We start from the raw sequence: 22,407 nt of genomic DNA on the forward strand, positions 1-22,407 counted from the left end.
GTAAATGTCAACAAACCCTAGAAAAGTATACTTAGCCATTAATACATCAGATCTATTTGATGTGTAAACATAAAATTTAGCCATAAAAAAAGAGGACAAAATGTCCTCTTTTTTCGCTAATCTAGAATATAGATTAGTGTGCAGCAGAAGCGTCAGCAGCAGCAGTAGCTTCAGAAGCAGCAGCAGTAGCTTCAGAAGCAGCAGCAGCAGTTTCAGAAGCAGCAGCGTCAACAGCTACAGCAGCTTCAGAAGCAGCAGCAGTAGCTTCAGAAGCAGCAGCTACAGCTTCAGAAGCAGCAGAAGCAGCAGGAGCTTCTTCTTTCTTAGTACAACCAACGAAAGCTAAAGTAGCAGCAACAGCAGCAGCAACAGCGAATTTTTTGAATAACATGGCATCACTCTCACAAAAAAGATTTGAGATTAAAAAAACCTAAGTTGGACTGTTTTGCTTTTATTATTCCTAAAACGTAGCTAGGTAACAACGCATGGAGCAGTCTAACTGGTCTGCCGCTATGCTATCACTGCAAATGTTGAAATACTACTGTTGGCTGTCAAAAAAGATCGGGAAAAGAGTGAAAAAAGTCTGTTTTTTAACAGAAAAAAACAATTAATCAGCTGAGATATATTGGAAAAGGTATAAGTAAGCTACTAAAAAACATGGCTTTTTTATACTAAAAATATTTGTTTTCAAAAGCTTATAAATAATTTTACATAGAAATCAGCAAAATGTATTTTTGTGTAAAGCTTGTCAACCAAATAAAAAAGCCACTCAATAGAGCGGCCTTTTTAGAATAAATAATATGATTATGTTGAAGCTTTACGTTTCATCTGATCAAAGAAATCATCATTTGTTTTGGTTTCTTTCATACGATCAAGTAAGAACTCCATAGCTGCCAACTCATCCATAGGGTGAAGAAGTTTGCGGAGAATCCAAACTTTACGTAATTTATCTTCATCCATTAAACGTTCTTCACGACGTGTGCCAGATTTCTTAATATTCATGGCAGGGAAGACGCGTTTTTCAGCTATACGGCGATCAAGTGTAATTTCTTGGTTACCTGTACCTTTAAACTCTTCGTAAATGACATCATCCATTTTACTGCCAGTCTCAATAAGAGCAGTAGAGATGATTGTTAAAGAACCGCCTTCTTCGATATTACGAGCAGCACCGAAGAAACGTTTTGGACGTTCTAAAGCATGTGCATCCACACCACCAGTTAATACTTTACCTGATGAAGGAATTACTGTGTTGTATGCACGGGCTAAACGTGTAATGGAGTCAAGTAAAATCACAACGTCTTTTTTATGCTCAACAAGACGTTTTGCTTTTTCAATGACCATTTCTGCAACTTGTACGTGACGTGCTGGTGCTTCATCAAATGTTGAAGCAACGACTTCACCGCGTACGGTACGCTCCATCTCAGTTACTTCTTCTGGGCGCTCATCAATTAATAAAACAATAAGGAAAACTTCCGGATTGTTTCTCACAATAGATTGAGCAATGTTTTGAAGTAACATTGTTTTACCCGCTTTTGGCGGAGCGACAATAATAGAACGTTGACCTTTACCGATTGGTGCAACTAAATCGACTACACGCGCGGTCAAGTCTTCTGTTGTACCATTACCAAGTTCCATAACCAGTTGTTCGGTCGGGAAAAGTGGAGTTAAGTTTTCAAATAAAATTTTGTTACGTGAATTTTCTGGTGTGTCATAGTTAATTTGATTAACTTTGAGCAAAGCAAAATAACGCTCACCTTCTTTTGGTGGACGAATGGTACCTGTGATGGTGTCACCTGTACGCAAGTTAAAGCGTCGGATTTGTGAAGGGCTCACATAAATATCATCCGGACCAGCTAAATACGAACCTGCGGCAGAGCGCAAAAAACCAAAACCATCAGAGAGAATTTCAAGAACGCCGTCACCAAAAATTTCTTCGCCATTCATCGCATGGCGTTTCAAGATGGCAAAGATAATATCTTGCTTTCGGTTACGAGCCATACCTTCAAGGCCCATAAATTCAGCAATTTTAATTAGTTCGCCGATTGGTTTTTTCTTGAGTTCAGTTAAGTTCATAAGGGTCAGAATTAGGAAAGAGTAGAGTGTGGTTTAAAAAGAAGAAAAATCGCTCGCATACAAAAAAGAGTATCGCAATTGTATTTACACAATAACAATTCAGAAGTCTGATTAACTGTTTCGAAGAGAAATGTGAAAAAACAATTTCTGTTGCCGAGTGGCGATCTTTATGTTTGTGTCTTGTAAGAAGCCGGACAGAAGACGATTCCCTTCAGTGCCTCTTGAGCATGCAATATAAGTGAGATCAGCTAATTTGTCAATTTATAGCCGAAAAAAATACGCTATAAAGGTATAGCGTATTTTCATCCGTAACGTTACGTCTTAAACGTTTTCGTCAATGAAGCTAACGAGTTTAGAACGAGGCACAGCGCCGATTTGCTGAGCTACTACTTCACCATTTTTGAAAAGTAATAGAGCAGGAATATTACGGATATTGTATTTCACTGCCGTCTCTTCACAAGAAGTCACGTCAACTTTAACGATTTTTACTTTACCCGCATATTCACTTGATAAATCTTCAAGAACAGGTGCAATTGCTTTACAAGGTGCACACCAACCTGCCCAAAAGTCAACAAGTACAGGTGTTTCAGCATCTAGAACATCTGCTTGGAAGTTATCATCAGTTGTATTTACAATAGTCGCAGACATGGTACGGCTCCAATTTTTAGAAAAAAGTGCTATCACTATAGGAGGAGATAATCTCTATCAGTATTACATAGCTACTTAGTTCAATGTAAGGGTTTGATGCTATTATTCAAGGCTTAAGTAAATTTGTCTAATGGATGCTCACGATATTCATCATCGGCTTGTACAATCGTTTAACAAATAGAAAAATATCAAAGGCTATTAATTGTTGATGAAAATGGCTTTTCAATTGCATTCTTGTGAATTACTCTAGGCGTGAATTGTTATGGGTTTAGTTCAATAATGTCTGACTTTCTGATTGATGAAGAATTACTTGCTGCCATAGATATGGGGTCGAACAGTTTTCACCTTGCCATTGCACGGGTAGATCACGGTGAAGTTAAAAAAGTGGCTTCAATGTCAGAAAAAGTACAGCTTGCAGCTGGTCTTGATGAAAATAAAAACTTAACAGAAGCAGCACAGCAACGTGGTTTAGCCTGTTTGGCTCGTTTTGTTGGGCGTTTAGGCTCAGTTCAACCAAACCGTTTAAGAATTGTGGCGACGAACGCTTTGCGTCAGGCTAAAAATGGCCATGAGTTTATTCAAAAAGCCGCTGAAATTTTGCCCAAACCTATTGAGATTATTGCAGGCCGTGAAGAAGCACGCCTGATTTATCTTGGTGTATCACATACGATGGCCAATGGTGGACGCCGCTTAGTGGTTGACATTGGTGGTGGATCTACCGAGTTTATTATTGGCGAAGAATTTGAGCCAATTTATACTGAATCATTACAAATGGGTTGTGTAGCCTATACAAAAGCCTATTTTGCCGATGGTGAAATCACACAAAAAGCATTCGATAAAGCAGTTGTTGCTGCGCGTAAAGAGCTTTCAGCAATCGCCACCACTTATAAGATGGAAGGGTGGGATACTGTTGTAGGTTCAAGTGGAACCATTAAAGCTTGCCGTCAGATTATGGTGAATATGGGGCTAAGTGACGAGCAAGAAAATGTTACTCGTGAAGGTCTCCATAAACTTAAAGATAAGTTACTTAAGTTCAAAAATATTTCTGAAATTGATTTTGAAGGACTTCGAGAAGACCGACGAGCAGTTTTGCCAGCCGGATTGGCAATTTTGTACGCTGTTTTTGAAGTTTTAGAAATTGAACGTTTGGCATATTCTGATGGTGCATTACGTGAAGGAGTCATGTATGACCTGTTAGGCCGTTTTAAGCATGAGGATATCCGCGACCGTAGTGTACAAGCACTAATGGGACGTTATAACGCCGATCCGAAACAGGCAGAACGAGTTGTAAATACGGCTCAACACTTATTTGATAGTGTTGCTAAACCACTTAATTTAACGAGTGAAGACAGTGACTTACTGCGCCGTGCAGCATATTTGCATGAAATTGGTTTAGCGATTAGTCATGGTGGCTATCATCGTCATGGTGCTTATTTATTGCAACATTCCGATATTCCTGGTTTCTCACAAATTGACCAAAATCATCTTTCACATTTGGTTGCTCATCACCGCCGTAAATTGCGAAATGATGTAAAAAATGAAGTTTTAAAGGCTGGCGGTCATAAATTAGTTTATTTAAGTTTGTTACTTCGCCTAGCAGTTTTACTCAACCATAGCCGCAGTGATCAGATGCTTCCTGCCATTGAATTGACCATCATAAATGATCAACAATGGCAACTTAGTGTTTCTGGTGATGCCAAACAATGGCCATTGTTAGTTGCCGACTTGCATGATGAGCAAGAGCAGTTTAAGCATTGGGACATTGAATTGAATATTCAGTCGGAAAAATTTATCGATTAAAGGGATAATATTCGACCTATGAAAAAAGCTACTCAGTCCAAAGCGTGGACAACGGTCCAAATTGCACGTCATCCTGAACGTCCGCAGTTTCTAGATTATGTCGGTGAAATCTTTACAGAGTTTGATGCATTGCATGGTGATCGTTTGTTTGGTGACGATGGTGCGATGGTAGGTGGTCTTGCTCGTTTTGACGGTCAACCTGTGATGGTCATTGGACAACACCGTGGTCGTAGTACCCGTGAAAAATTAAAGCACAACTTTGGTATGTGTAACCCAGAAGGTTACCGTAAATCTCAGCGCCTTTTAGATATGGCTGAGCGTTTCAATCTACCAGTTTTCACCTTTATTGATACTATGGGTGCATATCCGGGTGTTGGTGCTGAAGAACGTGGTCAGGCAGAAGCAATTGCGACTAGCCTTGCTCAACTTTCAAGTCTGAAAGTACCTGTAATCGCAACAGTACTTGGTGAAGGCGGTTCTGGTGGTGCTTTAGGTATTGGTGTTGCTGACAGAGTGATTATGTTGTCACATAGTATTTATTCTGTGATTTCGCCTGAAGGCTGTGCATCTATTTTGTGGAAAACTGCTGAGAAAGCAGCTCAAGCGAGTGAAGCTTTAGGTTTAACAGCAGATAAACTACAATCGCTAGGTATTGTTGAATATGTAGTAGATGAAGGTGAAGGTGCGCATTTAGATCCTGAGCGTGTGATGCAAAACTTAAAAGTAGTTTTAAAGCAGGCTTTGGATGAATTGCTACCAATGGATGCAAATGAACGATGCGAAGCACGTTATCAACGTTTAATGAAGTTTGGCAGCGAAAATTTAGGCATGGCGTCTTAAAGCAAGCTCAAGAGTTCTCAGAAAAAAGTTCTTTTCTTATTGGATGTAGTGGTGGCATGGATTCAATGCTACTGCTACATTTAATGGCTCAAATTTTCCCTCAAAAGATCAGAGCAATTTATATTGATCATCAACTGCAAGATCAAAGTGCAGAGTGGGCGGAAGTGGTTGCCACACAGGCAACAATATTAAATATTCCTTATATTATTCAAAAAGTTCAGATCGCAAACGGCAATCTGGAAGCACAAGCACGTCAAGCACGTTATCAAGCATATCAGCAACATTTACAAGAAAATGAAATTCTGTTGCTTGCTCATCATCAACAGGATCAGGCAGAAACAGTTATTTTGCGATTATTGTCAGGTGCGGGAGTAGATGGACTTGCTGCGATGCAGGCTATTGATTACCGTAAAGATATGACAATTTGGCGCCCCTTTTTGGATTTAACACGTGAGCAAATCGCCTTATGGACTGCTCAGCTTGAAGTTAAATATATTGATGATCCAATGAACTATGACACCCATTACGATAGGGTGTGGTGTCGTGAAGCACTGTGGCCATTTTTAACAAGCCGTTTTCCAAAAATGCAGCAAGCTTTGAGTCGAACCAGTTATCTGATGCAAGATGCTTCTGAAATTTTAGAAGAAGTTCTCAAAGATGATTGGCAATATTCTGGTTCAGCTGACTATTTAGATTTAACGAAATTATCCGAGTTATCTTTTGCGCGGCAGCGCCAGTTACTTTCTGCGTGGATGAAAGGCCAAGGGCAATATCGACCTGCATTTGAAATGGTCGAGCGTCTGAGAACAGAAGTTATTGAGTCTAAGTCAGATGCTCAAGCCGCTTTACATTGGAACCAGTTTTACTATGTCCGTTATCAAAATATACTCTATAGGCTGAGTAAACAGGTTTATCTCGCTGAAACTTTAAATCCGGTTGATGCTGAACTAGAGCATTCATTTAAATTAGAAGAAAAATGGCAGGGCGCAGCTGGACTATTCCATGTTGAATATAAAAAAATTGGTCTAAGTCATTCTTTATTGAATAAAAAATTAAAAATCATTCGACGTCAAGGTGGGGAAAAGATTCACCTATATGGTCGTGTTGGGCAATGGCCTTTAAAAAAAGCAATTCAAGAAGCACATATTTTGCCTTGGCTTCGTCATACAATTCAAATATTAGTCTTAGATAATGTTATGCTTGGGGTTTTTACACCGAAAGGATTTTGGTTGGCTCAGTCTCCATATTGTGAGGAAGGAGGGTGGCAACCAGATTTAATTTCTCATTCTTGTAATCTGGTAAATGGCGAATATAGTTATGGCAACAGCAGTGAATTGTAATATCTGTTTTATTGGTGGTGGTAATATGGCCCAAGCATTAATTGGCGGGCTCATTTCAAGAGGATTACCACCAACACGTATTACCGTTTCAGATCCTGTCGAACAAATTCGTCAACTATTGCAAGAAAAAGAAGTTCATGTAACTCAAGATAATACGGCTGCTATCCAGAATGCCGATGTAGTTGTTCTTGCTGTAAAACCACAAGTTCTGGCAAATGTTCTACGTCCGTTAAAAGGTTTATTATCGGATAAATTGGTTATTTCAATTATTGCCGGTGCGGAAATTAAGACAATATCAAATCTGATTGATAGCGAACGTATTGTGCGAGTTATGCCAAATACACCTGCATTAGTTCAAACTGGTGCTCATGGTATTTACGCGACTGATGTGGTTGGTGCCTCGGACCGTGAATTAACGAGTCAGATTTTAGCAGCAACTGGTTTAACAATTTGGGTAAACTCCGAAGCTCAAATTGATGCGGTAACGGCAGTTTCAGGTTCAGGCCCAGCTTATTTCTTCTACCTCATGGAAAGTATGATTCGTGCAGGTAAAAATTTAGGTTTGGATGAAAAAGTTGCAACTGCTTTAACTCTTCAAACAGCATTAGGTGCAGCTCAAATGGCAATTACGAGTTCAAATACTCCGTCTGAGCTGCGTAAAAATGTGACGTCACCGAATGGTACAACCCAAGCTGCACTTGAAGTTTTTGATCGTGCACAAATCTCTCAAAATATTCAATCTGCATTAGCTGCTGCACAGAAACGTAGCCAAGAATTGGCTCAAGAACTGAGTGACAGTGCAAAATAGCTTTAATAGGATAAGACAACTATGGGTGCAAATTCTGCGCTAATTTTTGGAATTTTAATTAACGTCGCGATTTTATTGGTCTTTTTCCGTTTTTTAATGCAATTGGCGGCAGTAAGTCCTTATAATCCTGTGGTTTTATCGACAGTAAAGGCGACTAAGATTGTTGATATTTTTGGCCGAATTTTTCCAACGGTCGCAAAAGGCCGATTCAATCTGGCAGCGTTGGTTCTTTTAATTATTTTATATTTACTGAAAATTTTCGGTGTAATGTATCTTTCGGGTTCCATGCCAAATAGTCCGGTTCATTTAGTGATTCTGACTTTTGTGACCATGATTCAGGATTTGATTCGCTTCTGCCGTTACTTAATTTTTGCAACAATCATTTTGAGTTGGGTCGTTATGTTTACTCAATCTCGTTCACCTTATATTGAGGTGATTCAAGATTTAGCTGAACCGTTACTCGCCCCATTCCGTCGTTTATTACCTAATATGGGGATGATTGACTTATCTCCAATTCTGGCATTTTTGGCACTCTATATTGCCGAGATCTTAATGAATGAAGTCGCTAAAGTTTTATTAACTGGACTTTAATTTTGTAAGATTAAAAAAAGGGCTGTATTACAGCCCTTTTTTTATTGTTTTATCGATAAATTAATGGGCATCATCCCAGTTTTTACCTTGGCCTACTTCTACGACTAACGGTACAGAAATTTCCAGAACAGATTGCATGACATCCGCAATTTGTTTTGAAAGTTCATCTGCAATATTTGAATCAACTTCAAACACCAATTCATCGTGAACTTGAAGTAATAGTTTTGCTTGATCTTTTGGCAGGATTTTATCTACTTCAATCATTGCTAACTTAATAATATCAGCAGCACTACCCTGTAAAGGTGCATTAATTGCAGCACGTTCAGCAGCTTTACGTACCATCACATTTCGAGCGTCAATATCCGGTGTATAAAGACGGCGACCTAAGATAGTTTCAACAAACCCTTGTTCCGATGCTACTTGGCGAGTACGTTGCATGTATTCGTAAATGCCAGGATAACGCTGGAAGTATTGTTTGATATAGTTTTGCGATTCTTCACGAGTAAAGCCAAGTTGACGAATTAAACCAAACTCGGACATACCGTAAAGTAGACCGAAATTCACAGCTTTAGCCTGACGGCGCTGATCATTGGTCACATCTTCAATTGCAATACCTAACACTTCTGCCGCTGTTCTACGGTGTACATCTTGACCATGTTGGAATGCATGAACTAAGGCATCATCTTGAGAAAAATGAGCCATTAAACGAAGTTCAATTTGCGAGTAATCGGCTGCTAACAAAACTCGTCCTTCCGGTGCAATAAATGCTTTACGGATTTGACGGCCAATCTGTCTACGAATTGGAATATTTTGTAAGTTAGGGTCAGAAGAGGATAGGCGACCTGTTGCCGTTAGTGCTTGATGATAGCTGGTATGTACACGATGGGTGTCATTATGCGACTGCTCAATTAAACGGTCAGTATAGGTGCTCTTTAATTTTGCTAATCCACGGTGTTCTAAAATAATTTCTGTTAGGGGATGCTCAATTTTTTCAAGAACACTTTCACTGGTGCTGTATTGTCCAGTTGCAGTTTTTTTACCACCTTTAATGCCTAACTTATCAAATAGAATTTCACCTACTTGTTTAGGCGAAGCAATATTAAAAGTTTCACCTGCAATTTCCATGGCCTGATTTTCAAGGTCTTCCATAGTTTTCGCAAATTCAACACTTAATTTATCTAAGAAAGCATGATCTAAACGGATTCCATCTTCTTCCATACCCGATAAGATTCGAGCAACTGGCATCTCAATGTTATATAAAATATTTTCCAATTCAGGATGTGCTTTAAGTTTATTTGAAAGTACTTCATATAAACGATAAGTCACATGTGCATCTTCTGCTGCATAATGTGCTGCAACTTCAATCTCAATTTGATTAAAAGTCTTCTGTTTTGCACCTTTGCCAGCAATTTGCTCAAAAGTAGTGGTCAAATGGCTTAGGTAAACACGAGCAACATCATCCATGCCATGACGAGTAGCTGCTGCATTCAGTACATAAGATGCCAGCATGCTATCGAAATACCAACCTTTAAGTTCAATACCGTGATTAGCAAAAATGTGCGCATCATATTTAAGATGATGACCGATTTTTTTAACTGCTTCATTTTCAAGTACAGGTTTGATTTGCGCTAAAACTTGTTCACGGTTCAGTTGTTGTGGCGCATTTTCGTAATTATGTGCTAAAGGAACATAGTAGGCATCTTTCGCATCAAATGCGATTGAAAAACCAACCATCTCGGCAATACGGTAATCAAGACTTGTGGTTTCTGTATCAATAGCAAAATGATCGGCATTCTGCATGCGTTGCCAGAGCTGATCCCATGCTTCTTGTGTTAAAACAGTGTGATAGTTTGCAGTTCCAAGCTGGTCATCTTGACTAGTCAAGCTTGCTTGATCTTCTGTTTCAATCGTTTGAGCAGGTTTAACTTCATTTTGGACAATAGTTTGTGAAGCTTGCTGCTTATAGCTTGAGCTATTTGGATTGTTTGGATGATCGAGAGACTGTAACTGGTTTCTAAACTCAAGCTCCGTATAGAGATTGCGTAAGGCATCTACATTTGGATCAGTAAGTTTTAATTCATGCCAGTCGAGTTCTAAAGGAAGATCACAGACAATGCTTGCCAACTGGTGATCAAGCTTAATATTGTCTAAATTATCTTTAATATTTTGGCTCAGTTTGCCTTTAAGTTGGTCTACATTGGCAATGATATTATCCAATGTCCCATATTCGGTCAGTAATTTGGCAGCCGTCTTTGCGCCTACGCCAGGTACACCCATAATGCCGTCAGATGCATCACCCATAAGGGTTAAGTAATCGATAATCTGGTTTGGCCAAACGCCAAATTTTTCAAATACGCCGTCGGTGTCTAATACTCGATCTTTAAAGCTATCTTCAAGTTTTACATAGTCATTAACCAGCTGGGCCATGTCTTTATCTCCGGTTGAGATAAGCACATGATGACCTTCTTTTACGGCGCGTTTAGCGAGAGTCCCGATAATGTCATCGGCTTCTGCACCCGGAAGGCTATATAAAGGAATCCCTTGAGCCTTAATCAATGCATGTAAATATGGAATCTGTTGAGACAATTCTTCCGGCATAGTCGGGCGATCACCTTTATAAATAGGTGAAAGCTTATGACGGAAAGTTGGTTCAGGTGTATCAAAAATAACGGCCATATGTGTCGGTTGCATACGACGCATCAATTTTTGTATGGCAGAAATTGCTCCACGTATTGCATTGGTATGTAACCCTGTAGAGGTCGTCAATGGTGGTAATGCATGATATGCACGAAATAAAAAATAGGACCCATCAACCAAGACAAATGGTGGCATTGAACAATTCCTTAATCTGAATTACGGGTATTTTACGTGAAAACGGCTATGAATGCAGGTTTATGATTTTTGCAGTATTTTGTATGTATAAATATACGCTTGTATTGGCTTAAAGTAAGATGACCTGTAATGAAGGTGTCATATTGCTAAGCCCATGTATAAAAAAGACAAACAGGGAATGATCATTGTTTTGATCGCTTTGACTTTGTTTTTAGCCATTTCAATTGGTTTTAAATTTCAGAGTGCCGTTGTTGCTTTATCTATTGCACTTACTGTCATTCTCGTTCAATTACTGTCAAATCTACATGAGCGTTTAACTCATTTAGAACAGCAGTTTTCTCAGCAAAAAAAGCCACTTTATTCTATTCATATGCAAAGAACGGTAATTTATACCGCCGCCTTGGTTGCATTAGTTGCTTATATCAATCATTGGATGTGGATTGCTGGTGGGGCTTTACTGGTTTTATTATTATGTTTAATTCAAACCATCAGCGCTTTTCATACTCGACTGTTGTACCTCGAGTCTGCAAAACAAACTGTTCATGTAAATGAGACCATACGAACAGAAGTTATAAATCCTGTAATAAACCAAGTTAGTTCCAATAATACGGATACGCTAGTTCCAGCGGGAACGGCACCTTTAAATCAAACAGAACAACCAGCTCATGTACAAACCGCATGGTGGCAACCAGCAGTCGATTGGATGATTCATGGTAATCCAATTTTAAGGGTGGCTGTTGCTGTGCTTATGGTTGGGGTAGTGCTCTTACTGCGTTTTGCAAGTGAGCACTGGCAGTTGAGCTTAGGTGTGAAACTTGGTTTTATTGCGATTGCAGGAGGTGTATTAACAACATTTGGATATACCTTGCAAAAGAAAAACCAGCTATTTGCTGTAGCATTGCAAGGTGTAGGGTTAGCTATTGTCTTTCTAACGCTTGTGTTCTCACATCATTTTGGTGTAATCACGAGCCTAACTACAGCCAGTATTCTATTTACGATTTTATTAGCAATTACAGTATTCCTGAGTTTAAAACAACAAGCTATTTATTTGACAATACTCGCACTGGGTATGGCTTATGCGGCTCCTTTAGTTATTCCGCAATATCGTCCTGATGTGGTTTTTTTATTTAGTTACTATCTTGTTATTAATCTTGCAGTCGCTGCGGTTAATTTTATTCAGCCTTGGAAAATCCTAAATCAGATCGCTTTCTTTGCCACAATGTTTATTGGCGGTAGTGCAATCGCCTTTTATGCAGAGCCAGCAAAATTTGACACATTAGACTGGATTTTATGGCTCCATATAGCGCTATTTATTTGGTTAAGTGTTCGTTATAGCCAAAATATCTCTCGGGTTTCAGAACATGAAAAACAAGAGGGGATCCGTTTACCGCCGCTCTTAGATGTTGGTCTTATTTTTAGTGTTCCTGTATTAGGCTTTACGCTTCATGCTTATTTAGTTCATGAGTCGACCCAAGCTTTAACAATTGGTGCTGTTGTTTTAGCAGGTACTTATGCGGTGTTAACGTTCTGGATTAAAAAAACTCATCCCCAGCTTTCAGTCCTTGCAAAAAGTTTTTTCATTCTCGCGGTTGCTTTTTTTGCCTTAATTTTTCCACTCGCAAAAGGGGCGCACTGGACTGCTATTGGCTGGGTTGCACAAGGAACGGCTTTAATCGTTTGGGGAGTAACTGAACGCTACCGTTTAAGCCGATATATCGGTGTGATTTTAGTTTTACTCAGCTCCCTTGCACTGTTTTATCAGGTTTGGGCAAATGAAGAGTTTCCAACACTAAGCACTAGTATTTATGCAATTGCCCAATTCATTTCGGCCTTTTATTTATTGCAATACAATAGCAAAGAACAACGCTATTTTAGCGCAAGCATGTTTAGCGGTATTTTCTTATGCTTAGGCATGTATGCGGGCGCCGTAGCAGGTGTAGAAATAATGGCATGGCATCATCATGCTTTAAGTCCATATTTGATGTTTGCTATCGCTCTAATAGCAATATTTAGTGCGACTGTTCACTATAAACTTCGTGTGCAATGGCAAAGTTTGCAGTTAATTTTAATTAGCCTGTTACTGTTATTGGTTTTAGGGGAGGCCTTTGCGAGTCAAGTATTTACTTTGTTTAAATGGGTAGACTCATTACAACAAACTACTTTCCTAGTCTCTACCATTATTCTTAGTGGCTTATTTATTATGGCTCAACCGCAGTCAAGTCATTTGGGTTACGTCAAGGTATGGGCTGGTTTAAGCTGGTTGGCGTTAGCGATAGTTGGCGTGACTATTTTCCCACAAATGCCAGTTGTTGCTCTGGCTTTTGTTCCTGTGGTTTATTCGCTTTGGGCGTATAAGGCTCATAAAACAACACTGTTACATCAAATTCCAGTTTGGTGTTTAAGTTTAATTTGGTTGTTAGTTGTGAGCGTTGATCGCCACTCCGCTGAGTACCTTTATTTTGTTCCTTTATTTAACTTAACTGATTTTCTTTCTATTGTAGTATTTGCAGGTCTGCTCTTTATTATTTATCAGCATGCTTTTGATCAAGATAAATCGCTGGAATGGACTTTTAAAATTACAACAATTTTAGTGGGCTTACTGGTATTTAGTAGTGTAGTCGTCAGAGGCTTGCACCATTACTGGGCAACTCCGCTATGGAGTGCTTCAATTTGGACAAATGGTGTAGTACAGCTAAGTTTGACGTTACTTTGGGTTATATTGGCATTTATTTTGACTACATACTCTAGTCGAAAAATGATTCGTCAACTCTGGTTTGTAGGCGCTGCACTTTTAGGGATTGTTGTATTAAAACTAATTTTGCTTGATCTATCACAAAGTGCGACATTAACTCGGGTCATTTCTTTTATTGGAGCAGGTGGGGTAATGTTGATTATTGCTTATCTTGCGCCATTACCACCGTCATCCTCTGTACAGAAGAATCAAGAGCCTAAGCTTTAGGCTCTCGTTTTAACTCTTTTTGATTGCTGTATTGATCGATATCATCTTCTGCAAAAGCAGTAGTTGGTCGATCAATTAAGCCCATTTTCGGAACAGGAATTTCAATTTGGTTATCTAAAAAACCATTTCGGATACGTTCTTGCATTTCATCTCGAACTTTTAAAGAGTTTTCTTGACGACACCACATTGCAAATAAAAGCTCAATCGATGACTCCCTAAAAGCAGTAACTGTAACAGCAGGTTTTGGATCATCTAACACGAGTGGATAATTCGCTGCGACGTTAAGTAGAACCTCACGAACTTTAATAATGTCTTCATGAAAGTTAATTGCCAAAGTAATTGGAATACGCCGTATTGGATATTTTGATAAGTTGTGTACAGGAGCACGAATGAGTTGTTCGTTTGGTAAACGAATATAGACGTTGTCGAGTGTAAGTAACTTTACCGAAAGCAAATCAATTGAGATAACTTCGCCTTCGATTGTATTCCCGCGAATAAGTGTAATTTGAATCGTATCACCGACTTCAAATGAACCTTCACCAATCAAAAATAAACCACTAATCAAGTTACTGGCAGATGTTTGTGATGCGAAACCGAGTGCTACTGTTAAGATCCCCGCTGCCCCCAGAAATACACTAAGTTTGAACCCTGCTTCTTTTAAACTCGTCATAATGAAGAGTAAGAAAATAAAATAGAAAATACCGCGGCGCCATACCAGACGCTGGTGAGCATTAAAACGTGAGCCAACGGTTCTAATAAATGTATTTGAAATAATACGGGCAAGGACAAAACCAATAAAACAAAGCACAACACCGACTAAAATTTCACTAATTCGTTCGGTATTGATATTGGTAAATATGCTTTTGAGGCTATCAGCGATATCTTTTGGAATACTTGAATCGGCCATAAAACCCCCTTAAAAGAATGAATCAAACATATTAAATAGCGCACCACCCGGTGAACGTGGTGGGTGAACATAAGTCACTTCACCTGCCAGAGGGGGAGTACGGTTTTCAATACGAATACGGGCTGGGCGGTCAGAGCCTTCATAGTAGACTTTGATTTGTGATGTCCATAAGCGTCCTGTACTTTCACTATAAAATAGCGGTAGGGCAGTAACCGGTACATTCATACGATCAAAGCGTAATTGATGATTACTGGTATTATGGAAATCAATTGGCGTAACTGCACGAAAAGCACGTGGGGTTAATAGATTTAAATCGGTACGACCATCAACAGAGGTTGCATAACAAATTTCACCTTGCTGGGCATTGGGACCAAACCATGTATCTTTAGGCTGAATCACAGGAATCTCAAATAAAGGTTCATGCTGACTTTCAACTAAACCGGCAATCCATAGGGGGGTACTAATATAAAGTGTCCCACGTTGACCCGCTGGAATGTAGATTGGATCAACCGGTTTAATTACCACTGATCGGTCCGCCAAACGTGGCATGAGTAGAAACTTCGGATTTGTTTTCCGAAACATATAACGTTCGACTTGCACAGAATGTGGAAAACCAAAATTTGCATCCGTTATGATGTGCCAATCTTGCTCATTATCATCTTGGAGAGTCGGGCGATAATATTCGATACGCCATTCTTTTATGCCACGTGTTAAACGAAAGAGCATTGAACCGAATTGCCATGCTTTGGACTGGTTAATTTCAAAGTGCTGTTCACCCCACCATTTTAAAGAATTCTGGGGGTGAGGCTGATATTCATTATTTTCAAACAAGACGTAAAATTCCTCTACCGAGTTGTTAAACAGACTTCACGCTGTAATCTGCTTAGAGTACACTCAAAATCATCTTACTCATCATTATAAATTGTGATGCAAATATTGAAACAAATACAAGTTCCATATAGTTTTGCCAAGCGTCATGGTGTTTTATTTCGTTATGACGGTGATCAAGTTTTTATTGTTAGACGTCAAAATACAGAAAAAATTGCATTGCAGGAAGCAAGACGAATTTTGGGGAAACCTGCATACTATCAATTATGCACTGAACAAGAATTCAATAGTCTATTAAGTACCAGTTATGCAGGGGATACAGGTGAATCTCAACAAGTAGCTGCGGGCTTAGAAGACCATCCGGATTTATTAAGCCTTGCAGATCAGGTGCCTGAAACAGAAGACTTAATGGATCAAGAGGATGACGCGCCTATTGTTCGTCTAATCAATGCTCTTCTCTCTGAGGCAATTCGAGTAGGAGCTTCAGATATCCATATTGAAGCTTTTGAAAAAAAGCTATCAGTTCGTTTACGGGTAGATGGTCAATTACGTGAAATTGTGCAGCCACGCCGTGAACTAGCCCCGTTACTTGTTTCGCGTATTAAAGTTATGGCGAAACTCGATATTGCTGAAAAGCGTGTACCGCAAGATGGACGTATTTCTTTACGTCTTGCTGGTCGTGAAGTCGATGTCCGTGTTTCAACTTTGCCATCGTCACATGGTGAAAGGGTGGTCATGCGTTTACTCGATAAACAAGCGGGTCGCCTTAATATGACTCACCTAGGTTTAATGGCAAATGACTATGAACGTTTAACTCAGCTAGTACATCGTCCGCACGGTATTATTTTGGTCACAGGGCCTACTGGTTCGGGGAAAACGACGACTTTATATGCTGCCTTATCTGATCTAAATGACAACACCCGTAACATCTTAACTGCCGAAGATCCAATTGAGTATCAGCTTGAAGGTATTGGCCAAACTCAAGTGAATACCAAAGTGGATATGACATTTGCTCGTGCTTTAAAGGCAATGTTACGTCAAGATCCAGATGTGGTCATGGTGGGGGAGATTCGTGATCTAGAAACTGCTGAAATTGCGGTGCAGGCATCCTTAACAGGTCATTTGGTTTTATCGACGCTACATACCAATACTGCTATTGGTGCAGTGACTCGTCTTAAAGATATGGGGATTGAACCTTTCCTGCTTTCAAGCTCTTTAATTGGGGTGGTTGCGCAGCGTTTGGTTCGTACTTTATGTCCACATTGTATGACATGGCGTGAAGCCGATACTTTTGAGAAGCAAGTTTTTCAGCATATTTTCCATGAACCAAGTTTAAAGTTACCAGAGGCTCAAGGGTGTGATCAGTGTTCTCATTTAGGGTTTAATGGCCGTACAGCGATTTATGAAATTGTACCTATTGATGAACCTATGCGCCGTCTCATTCATGGTAATGCAGCTGAATTTGAATTAGAAAATCATGCTCGTCAGTATTCTGGTTCTATTCGCGATGATGGTTTACGTAAGGTGCTCTCAGGTAAAACTACACTTGAAGAAGTGCTTCGTGTAACCAATGAAGCAAGTGAAGCATAATTTGTAAGATATAAAAAATGCCCGATATGATTCGGGCATTTTTTATATTAAAACTTATTCAGTCACAATATTAAACGTCACATCAATATTGTTACGAGTTGCATTTGAATATGGACAAACGATATGAGCTGCTGCAACTAACTTTTCAGCTTCTTCACGGTCCATACCGATTAAATAAACATTTAAAGTAACTTCAATACTAAAACCTGTAGGAATTGGACCAATACCAACTTCACCTTCAACATAAGCATCTTTGCTAATATTAAATTTATCGCGGTTTGCAACGAATTTTAAAGCACCCAAAAAGCACGCTGAATAACCTGCTGCAAATAATTGTTCTGGGTTAGTTACAGCACCACCAGCGCCGCCCATTTCTTTAGGCACACCAAGTTGTACGTCTAATACACCGTCTGATGACGTTGCACGACCGTCACGGCCACCAGTTGCTTTAGCTTTTGCGCGATACACAACTTTTTCTAATGACATCTTTTTATTCCTAAATTAAATTGAATGCAAATATATCGTACACAACTTAATTATTTTAACAAGTCAATTTTGTAAAAAAATTGGTGATTATTTAGCTATATTTGTACGGAGTTGTGTTAATTGATCTTTGAGACTGAGAAGGGTAGCCGTATCACAAGAACTGGCCTCTAAGATATGCGTTGGAATATTTACGGCCTGTTCTTTAAGTTTTTTCCCCTTTTCGCTAAGCGTGATAATGACTTGTCTTTCATCTTCTTTTGAACGAGTACGATTAAGAAGCTGCAATGCTTCTAACTTTTTTAAAATTGGGGTTAAAGTTGAAGACTCTAAAAATAACTTGCTGCCAATTTCTGAAACAGTAATCTCATCTTTTTCCCACAACACTAACATCACCAAATATTGAGGATAAGTAATCCCTAATGGAGTTAAAAGTTTGCGGTAAAGTTGATTAAGGGCTAAATTTGTTGAGTAAATGAGGAAACATAATTGATTCTCAAGCTTTAGATTTTGACAGTCTTGGTCCATATATTCCTCAGAAAACTAATTGGTGCTTTTCTAGTATATCGCTTTATGTTTAATTTCTTAAATGCTCATAATTTAGAGCTATTGATAAAAATAAGATAACGTAAAAAAATGGAGTAATCTAAACATTACTCCATCACTTAAAAATACTAATTTAAAATGGTTACCAAAGGTCGGCAATTTTTTTCATTAAACGAGCACGATATTTTGCAGTTGGGTTATTTTCATTACGTTGTTGCTCTTGTTCATAAAAATCTTGCCAGGCCGTGATCATTTCTAAAGTTGTTCCTTGTTTTTTAATCATAGAAACATCGGCAGGCTGAATATTCTCTAAACGCTGTCTGGCACCTTCTGCACCTGTCCCCCAACCAATAATCCGCTGACCAAAAGCAGGCAGAGGAATATTTTTTGGAGTAGGAGGAAGTACATTTTGTTTAAGCTGCAAATTTGGAGAGACAAAATTATTTGTTGCCCCAAAATCAGTCGCATAACAATGAATATTTGCCCCTAAGCAAAAAATGCTAAATAAGTATTTCCACATGAATAATTAAGCTTTTAATAGTGAATTAATTTACGATGCATCATTAAAGGCATTGATTTACGAACAAGTTCTTGAGCAGCTAAATCAAAAGGTACCGTAATTAAACCGTTCCCTTCATAACCAATCATACTTAAAACTTGACCACGACTATCAGTTGCTCCTGCATGCCCCCAAGTTTGGCGTTTTTCCCCATGCCAACCTTGTTGCGCAGCCCCTAAAACATAGCATTGGCTATCCATTGCACGTGCTTGCAGCAAAAGCTGCCAATGCATCTGACCTGTTGTATAGGTAAATGCAGCAGGAGCAGTTAATAGATGAGCACCTTGTTGTCTAAGGGTTAAAGTTAACTCAGGAAAACGCAAGTCATAACATACCATTAGGCCAATATTGCCAAAAGGGGTAGATGTGACTACAACGTCTGTTCCTGGTTCAAAGAAACGAGATTCCTGATATCCACCCACAGCATCGCCAACTTGTACATCAAATAAATGTATTTTGTCATAACGTGCTTCGGTACGTTCAGGACTGATGCATAAACTCACTGTACGCACTCGACCATCTTGTATGATGGAACCATCCGGACGAAATGGACACGGTAGAGTGCCTGCAACAATCCAGATTTGATACTGATGTGCAAGTTTCTCAAGTCTTTGTTGAATCGACTCAAATTGCTCTGCTGTTTCACGCTGTTTGCCAGCCGCAAAACAAACAAAGTTTTCGGGAAAAACAATTAAGCTGGCATTTTGAGCCTTGCTTTGCTGAATCAATGACTCAATCACTTGAAAGTTGCTTTCAATGTCATCTTGAGAATTCATTTGAACAACTGAAACAAGAGTCATATACACATCCAGATTAGCAATAAAGTTTAGGCATTTTGCTTATCAGATACTTGTTCAAGCGTGTCTTGTTCTTTTTGCAATTGCTTAACAAGCGGCTCAAACATGTTCTGATTATTTGCATTGAGTTTCATCAATGTCTTGTGTGCGTCCAGAACGGTTCTTAGCATCGCATTATGAGTAATGTGCTCGTCAGTTAACGTTAAAGTACAAACGTTAGGATCGCCACAATAATTCAGGATGACAAAAACCTGCCCTAGCCCCATGCTGTTGGCTAAGGTTGTGATATCTGGATTGGTAGATAGCATCACAGCTTGAATATGATGAGTCTGTTTCAGTTTTAAACCTAGCTTAGCTAGGATACCTAATACAGTACTATCAATAAATGTTGTTTGGGTTAAATCAACGATTGCACCAACAACATTTTCTTGCTGTTCAATTCTGTTTAAAAGTTTGTCTAGACTTATACAAGAATGGGCTCGCACTTCACCAATAAGCTTGAAAATATGCGTTCCATTTAAACTTGCATATTCAACATGACCTGTTGACATATAAATGCCATTTTCAGAGAAGGATAGAAAAATTATCACATAGTGCCATCTCAGACTCAAGAGTCCTTAAGTCGTATATTATGTAATTAATTGATTCTTAAATTAATTCATTCGACAAAGACTAAAGATGGCAATGTCATCAGCAACGTGATCAGGGGCTTGGAATGATTGATTTTGCAAATGTTGAACTAATTGTTGAAACTGATCATTCAAGCCGCCATCAAATGGTTCTAGTGCTCCATCTGAGCAAATAATGAAACGTGCATGACGATTTAATGTGCATACATGTTCTTCAACTTCTAACTCATCAGTTAACCCTAAGGGAAAGCTGCTGGTGGTTAAAATTTTTGGAGGTTGATTAGGTTCAAAAATAATTGGAGGAGGGTAATGGCCTGCACTAGACCAGCGAAGACTATGAGTTTCAAGATTTAGAATACCGACCACAATTGTAATATGTTTTTCAATATTCTCTTGAACCAGCATCCCATTTAACTTTTTGATTAACTGTCGTGGTGTTTTGGAGCGACCATGAAAGGCTGCCATCCAAGAAGTTAATAAGCTACTTGTTACACCATGCCCCGATACATCGGCGAGATAAAATAAAACCTCTTTATCATTGAGCTTCCAGTAGTCGTACCAGTCGCCTGATAAATAGGCAGAAGGTTGGAAAAAAGTTTCAACCTCATAATTTAATAAATCAATAGGATTTGGCAATAAACGTTTTTGTAATTCTGCTGCCGAAGGTAAATCACGGCTATCCTGATTACGTTTATATTGTGCATCAATTCTTGTTAAAGCTTTATTTAGATCTTTAGGTAATTGGTTCCATACCCATCCTGCAAGAGCACCAGCTTCCCATGCTTGAGCTAAAGCACTACCTTCATGCTCAAAAGCAATCACGATTGTAGGTAAACGCCATTTATAAGTTAGGAAATCTTGTACATCAGCAATTGCGATAATTGTTGGGTCGTATAAATCGAGATCATCTATGTGAATGACTTGTAAGTCTGGTAATGCTTCCAGAGCTTGCTCTACGAAAGGGATAGAGCGTGTCGGTTTAATAAAATACATAGAAGATATGGTAGTCCTTTTTCAAGATCACTTTATCCATCATAGAGGATGTATGACCAAAATCAAGGTATTGCCTTTCTATAAGAAAAATGCAATACCTTGATTTGTCCTTTAATTATTTTTCGGTTTTATCAGTGTTATCTTCTGGTACATCTTCAGATTCGTCATCATCAATAAAAGACACATCTGCCGAATCACCTTTTTTCTCGGCAATCTGGAATGCTTTACGTTGGAGATATAAATCACGAATCATCGCATACTGATCGCCTTGTATCGTTTGGTCTAAATCTAGATATTGAGCGCGTGTATCAACGGCTTGTAATAGATTAGTCGACCAATACAGGCCATCTTGATCATCCATAATGTATTTTTGTGGACGGGCCTGAGCATCTACAGCCAAGCCAACGCCATCACGTAAAGTACTTGGTCCAAAGAAAGGCAGCATAAGAAATGGTCCAGAAGGAACGCCATAGTAACCGAGAGTTACACCAAAGCTTTCTTCTTCAGGAGGTAAGCCTAAGCGGCTCGCTGGATCGGCTAAACCTAAAGTTGTTAACGTATTAATAGTAAAACGACCTAAAGTTTTTGCTGCGCGGCCAGGACGTCCTTGAATTAGCTGGTTAACAGCATTCCATGGTTCGCCAAGGTTTTTACGAAATTGTCGGTAAGAACCACGTACATCTTCTGGCGTCTTTTCTCTATATTCAACAGCAACGGGACGCAAAACATGGCGGTCTAACATATCGTTAAAAGAATAAATTGGACGGTTCAGTGACTGTAATGGATCTTTTACTGTATCCGGTTGGGCAGCATTTGCGTTGATCTTTAAATCTTTAACTTTTATGCCTTTCAAATCTTTAATAATTTGTAAGTGAGGTCGGCTATGCTGAGTCTGGGTTGAAGTAACATCTTCCGAACTAGCGGCAGATTCTTCAGTAAGATTTTCTTGAGCATGGGCTGAGGTATAAAGACCTACAGTTAATAAGCTCGACAAAAGTAAATTAGAATAATTCATATAATTCCTTAACCGCTAGCCAGGCTATATTCAATATGCAGTTGGGTAGAGATATATTTTAATACAGAAGCGATAAGCTATTATCAATGTAAAATTGATCAAATTATATAGAAATATAGCCAAAAAGCCTAAAAAATGTACGCTTGATATGAATTGCTAGAAAAAGGGG

General features: G+C 39.0%; 21 protein-coding genes. 8 read left to right on the forward strand and 13 right to left on the reverse strand.

What is annotated here, in order from left to right:
• Positions 1-133: 133 nt before the first annotated feature.
• Positions 134-391 (reverse strand): hypothetical protein, encoded by a 258-nt coding sequence (locus RFX69_RS08730; protein WP_000897691.1) that lies wholly within the window; start codon positions 389-391, stop codon positions 134-136.
• A 94-nt stretch (positions 392-485) separates the two neighbouring features.
• On the opposite strand from RFX69_RS08730, the gene RFX69_RS08735 reads away from it, so the two are divergent.
• Entirely contained in the window at positions 486-611 is a 126-nt protein-coding gene (locus RFX69_RS08735) for a hypothetical protein (protein ID WP_085940555.1), read from the forward strand.
• Between the two features lie 193 nt (positions 612-804).
• Here the strand turns inward: RFX69_RS08735 and rho are convergent, their stop codons facing one another.
• A complete protein-coding gene (gene rho / locus RFX69_RS08740; protein WP_001054522.1) occupies positions 805-2,073 on the reverse strand; it encodes a transcription termination factor Rho in 1,269 nt (422 codons plus the stop codon).
• A 321-nt stretch (positions 2,074-2,394) separates the two neighbouring features.
• Positions 2,395-2,721 (reverse strand): thioredoxin, encoded by a 327-nt coding sequence (trxA, locus tag RFX69_RS08745; RefSeq protein WP_001276875.1) that lies wholly within the window; start codon positions 2,719-2,721, stop codon positions 2,395-2,397.
• Positions 2,722-3,000: 279 nt separating this feature from the next.
• Here trxA and ppx point away from each other — a divergent pair, with 279 nt between their 5' ends.
• From ppx to RFX69_RS08770, 5 genes are read left to right on the forward strand one after another with little or no spacing between them, the layout of a single operon-like run.
• Complete coding sequence (ppx, locus tag RFX69_RS08750) at positions 3,001-4,521, forward strand: exopolyphosphatase (protein WP_001279273.1); 1,521 nt, start codon at positions 3,001-3,003, stop codon at positions 4,519-4,521.
• An 18-nt stretch (positions 4,522-4,539) separates the two neighbouring features.
• On the forward strand, positions 4,540-5,361 hold the full coding sequence (locus RFX69_RS08755; RefSeq protein ID WP_000710403.1) for an acetyl-CoA carboxylase carboxyltransferase subunit alpha: 822 nt from the start codon (positions 4,540-4,542) through the stop codon (positions 5,359-5,361).
• Positions 5,298-6,701 carry a tRNA lysidine(34) synthetase TilS gene (gene tilS / locus RFX69_RS08760; protein WP_272292050.1) on the forward strand — a complete coding sequence of 468 codons (1,404 nt, stop codon included), beginning with the start codon at positions 5,298-5,300 and terminating at the stop codon, positions 6,699-6,701. Before RFX69_RS08755 ends, tilS begins: the two co-directional genes overlap by 64 nt.
• Positions 6,673-7,509: a pyrroline-5-carboxylate reductase gene (proC, locus tag RFX69_RS08765; RefSeq protein ID WP_085916948.1), complete on the forward strand. Its 837-nt coding sequence runs from the start codon at positions 6,673-6,675 to the stop codon at positions 7,507-7,509. The genes tilS and proC overlap by 29 nt, the downstream gene beginning before the upstream one ends.
• A gap of 21 nt (positions 7,510-7,530) precedes the next feature.
• The gene (locus RFX69_RS08770) at positions 7,531-8,100 is read left to right on the forward strand and encodes a YggT family protein (protein ID WP_000501183.1); all 570 of its coding nucleotides are present in this window, start codon (positions 7,531-7,533) and stop codon (positions 8,098-8,100) included.
• Between the two features lie 60 nt (positions 8,101-8,160).
• Here RFX69_RS08770 and polA read toward each other — a convergent pair whose 3' ends face one another.
• Complete coding sequence (gene polA, locus RFX69_RS08775) at positions 8,161-10,932, reverse strand: DNA polymerase I (protein ID WP_001134667.1); 2,772 nt, start codon at positions 10,930-10,932, stop codon at positions 8,161-8,163.
• Positions 10,933-11,086: 154 nt separating this feature from the next.
• Between polA and RFX69_RS08780 the strand changes: the two genes are divergently transcribed.
• The gene (locus RFX69_RS08780) at positions 11,087-13,891 is read left to right on the forward strand and encodes a DUF2339 domain-containing protein (RefSeq protein ID WP_289332490.1); all 2,805 of its coding nucleotides are present in this window, start codon (positions 11,087-11,089) and stop codon (positions 13,889-13,891) included.
• Here RFX69_RS08780 and RFX69_RS08785 read toward each other — a convergent pair.
• Both RFX69_RS08785 and RFX69_RS08790 read right to left on the reverse strand, forming a co-directional pair.
• The gene (locus tag RFX69_RS08785) at positions 13,881-14,798 is read right to left on the reverse strand and encodes a mechanosensitive ion channel family protein (RefSeq protein WP_000785638.1); all 918 of its coding nucleotides are present in this window, start codon (positions 14,796-14,798) and stop codon (positions 13,881-13,883) included. The genes RFX69_RS08780 and RFX69_RS08785 overlap by 11 nt on opposite strands.
• Before the next feature lie 9 nt (positions 14,799-14,807).
• Complete coding sequence (locus RFX69_RS08790; RefSeq protein WP_000462729.1) at positions 14,808-15,629, reverse strand: hypothetical protein; 822 nt, start codon at positions 15,627-15,629, stop codon at positions 14,808-14,810.
• A gap of 96 nt (positions 15,630-15,725) precedes the next feature.
• Here RFX69_RS08790 and gspE point away from each other — a divergent pair, with 96 nt between their 5' ends.
• Positions 15,726-17,216: a type II secretion system ATPase GspE gene (gene gspE / locus RFX69_RS08795; RefSeq protein ID WP_001166325.1), complete on the forward strand. Its 1,491-nt coding sequence runs from the start codon at positions 15,726-15,728 to the stop codon at positions 17,214-17,216.
• Between the two features lie 54 nt (positions 17,217-17,270).
• Here gspE and RFX69_RS08800 read toward each other — a convergent pair whose 3' ends face one another.
• The 7 genes from RFX69_RS08800 to RFX69_RS08830 form a co-directional block, all read right to left on the reverse strand.
• A complete protein-coding gene (locus tag RFX69_RS08800; protein WP_000051124.1) occupies positions 17,271-17,702 on the reverse strand; it encodes an organic hydroperoxide resistance protein in 432 nt (143 codons plus the stop codon).
• A gap of 87 nt (positions 17,703-17,789) precedes the next feature.
• On the reverse strand, positions 17,790-18,227 hold the full coding sequence (locus tag RFX69_RS08805) for a MarR family winged helix-turn-helix transcriptional regulator (protein ID WP_000371732.1): 438 nt from the start codon (positions 18,225-18,227) through the stop codon (positions 17,790-17,792).
• A gap of 160 nt (positions 18,228-18,387) precedes the next feature.
• Positions 18,388-18,765: a DUF4951 domain-containing protein gene (locus RFX69_RS08810; RefSeq protein WP_000266120.1), complete on the reverse strand. Its 378-nt coding sequence runs from the start codon at positions 18,763-18,765 to the stop codon at positions 18,388-18,390.
• Between the two features lie 14 nt (positions 18,766-18,779).
• Entirely contained in the window at positions 18,780-19,604 is an 825-nt protein-coding gene (locus tag RFX69_RS08815) for a carbon-nitrogen hydrolase family protein (RefSeq protein WP_000177095.1), read from the reverse strand.
• A 26-nt stretch (positions 19,605-19,630) separates the two neighbouring features.
• Positions 19,631-20,152 carry an anti-anti-sigma factor GigB gene (gene gigB, locus RFX69_RS08820; protein WP_000103065.1) on the reverse strand — a complete coding sequence of 174 codons (522 nt, stop codon included), beginning with the start codon at positions 20,150-20,152 and terminating at the stop codon, positions 19,631-19,633.
• Between the two features lie 102 nt (positions 20,153-20,254).
• Complete coding sequence (gene gigA / locus RFX69_RS08825; RefSeq protein ID WP_000273589.1) at positions 20,255-21,223, reverse strand: RsbU family protein phosphatase GigA; 969 nt, start codon at positions 21,221-21,223, stop codon at positions 20,255-20,257.
• A 115-nt stretch (positions 21,224-21,338) separates the two neighbouring features.
• Positions 21,339-22,238: a VacJ family lipoprotein gene (locus RFX69_RS08830; protein ID WP_001109856.1), complete on the reverse strand. Its 900-nt coding sequence runs from the start codon at positions 22,236-22,238 to the stop codon at positions 21,339-21,341.
• Between the last annotated feature and the right edge of the window lie 169 nt (positions 22,239-22,407).

The organism is Acinetobacter sp. 148, assembly GCF_031196675.1.
GTDB lineage: Bacteria > Pseudomonadota > Gammaproteobacteria > Pseudomonadales > Moraxellaceae > Acinetobacter > Acinetobacter baumannii.

Bases quoted from the DNA above. Each gene is read 5' to 3' on its own strand.
- tilS (WP_272292050.1), top strand. From the start codon at position 5,298: ATGCGAAGCACGTTATCAACGTTTAATGAAGTTTGGCAGCGAAAATTT.
- RFX69_RS08755 (WP_000710403.1), top strand. From the start codon at position 4,540: ATGAAAAAAGCTACTCAGTCCAAAGCGTGGACAACGGTCCAAATTGCA.
- gigA (WP_000273589.1), bottom strand. From the start codon at position 21,223: ATGTATTTTATTAAACCGACACGCTCTATCCCTTTCGTAGAGCAAGCT.
- RFX69_RS08780 (WP_289332490.1), top strand. From the start codon at position 11,087: ATGTATAAAAAAGACAAACAGGGAATGATCATTGTTTTGATCGCTTTG.
- polA (WP_001134667.1), bottom strand. From the start codon at position 10,932: ATGCCACCATTTGTCTTGGTTGATGGGTCCTATTTTTTATTTCGTGCA.
- RFX69_RS08735 (WP_085940555.1), top strand. From the start codon at position 486: ATGGAGCAGTCTAACTGGTCTGCCGCTATGCTATCACTGCAAATGTTG.
- RFX69_RS08770 (WP_000501183.1), top strand. From the start codon at position 7,531: ATGGGTGCAAATTCTGCGCTAATTTTTGGAATTTTAATTAACGTCGCG.
- gigB (WP_000103065.1), bottom strand. From the start codon at position 20,152: ATGTCAACAGGTCATGTTGAATATGCAAGTTTAAATGGAACGCATATT.
- RFX69_RS08805 (WP_000371732.1), bottom strand. From the start codon at position 18,227: ATGGACCAAGACTGTCAAAATCTAAAGCTTGAGAATCAATTATGTTTC.
- RFX69_RS08810 (WP_000266120.1), bottom strand. From the start codon at position 18,765: ATGTGGAAATACTTATTTAGCATTTTTTGCTTAGGGGCAAATATTCAT.
- RFX69_RS08800 (WP_000051124.1), bottom strand. From the start codon at position 17,702: ATGTCATTAGAAAAAGTTGTGTATCGCGCAAAAGCTAAAGCAACTGGT.
- rho (WP_001054522.1), bottom strand. From the start codon at position 2,073: ATGAACTTAACTGAACTCAAGAAAAAACCAATCGGCGAACTAATTAAA.
- ppx (WP_001279273.1), top strand. From the start codon at position 3,001: ATGTCTGACTTTCTGATTGATGAAGAATTACTTGCTGCCATAGATATG.
- RFX69_RS08830 (WP_001109856.1), bottom strand. From the start codon at position 22,238: ATGAATTATTCTAATTTACTTTTGTCGAGCTTATTAACTGTAGGTCTT.
- RFX69_RS08730 (WP_000897691.1), bottom strand. From the start codon at position 391: ATGTTATTCAAAAAATTCGCTGTTGCTGCTGCTGTTGCTGCTACTTTA.
- trxA (WP_001276875.1), bottom strand. From the start codon at position 2,721: ATGTCTGCGACTATTGTAAATACAACTGATGATAACTTCCAAGCAGAT.
- gspE (WP_001166325.1), top strand. From the start codon at position 15,726: ATGCAAATATTGAAACAAATACAAGTTCCATATAGTTTTGCCAAGCGT.
- RFX69_RS08815 (WP_000177095.1), bottom strand. From the start codon at position 19,604: ATGACTCTTGTTTCAGTTGTTCAAATGAATTCTCAAGATGACATTGAA.
- RFX69_RS08785 (WP_000785638.1), bottom strand. From the start codon at position 14,798: ATGGCCGATTCAAGTATTCCAAAAGATATCGCTGATAGCCTCAAAAGC.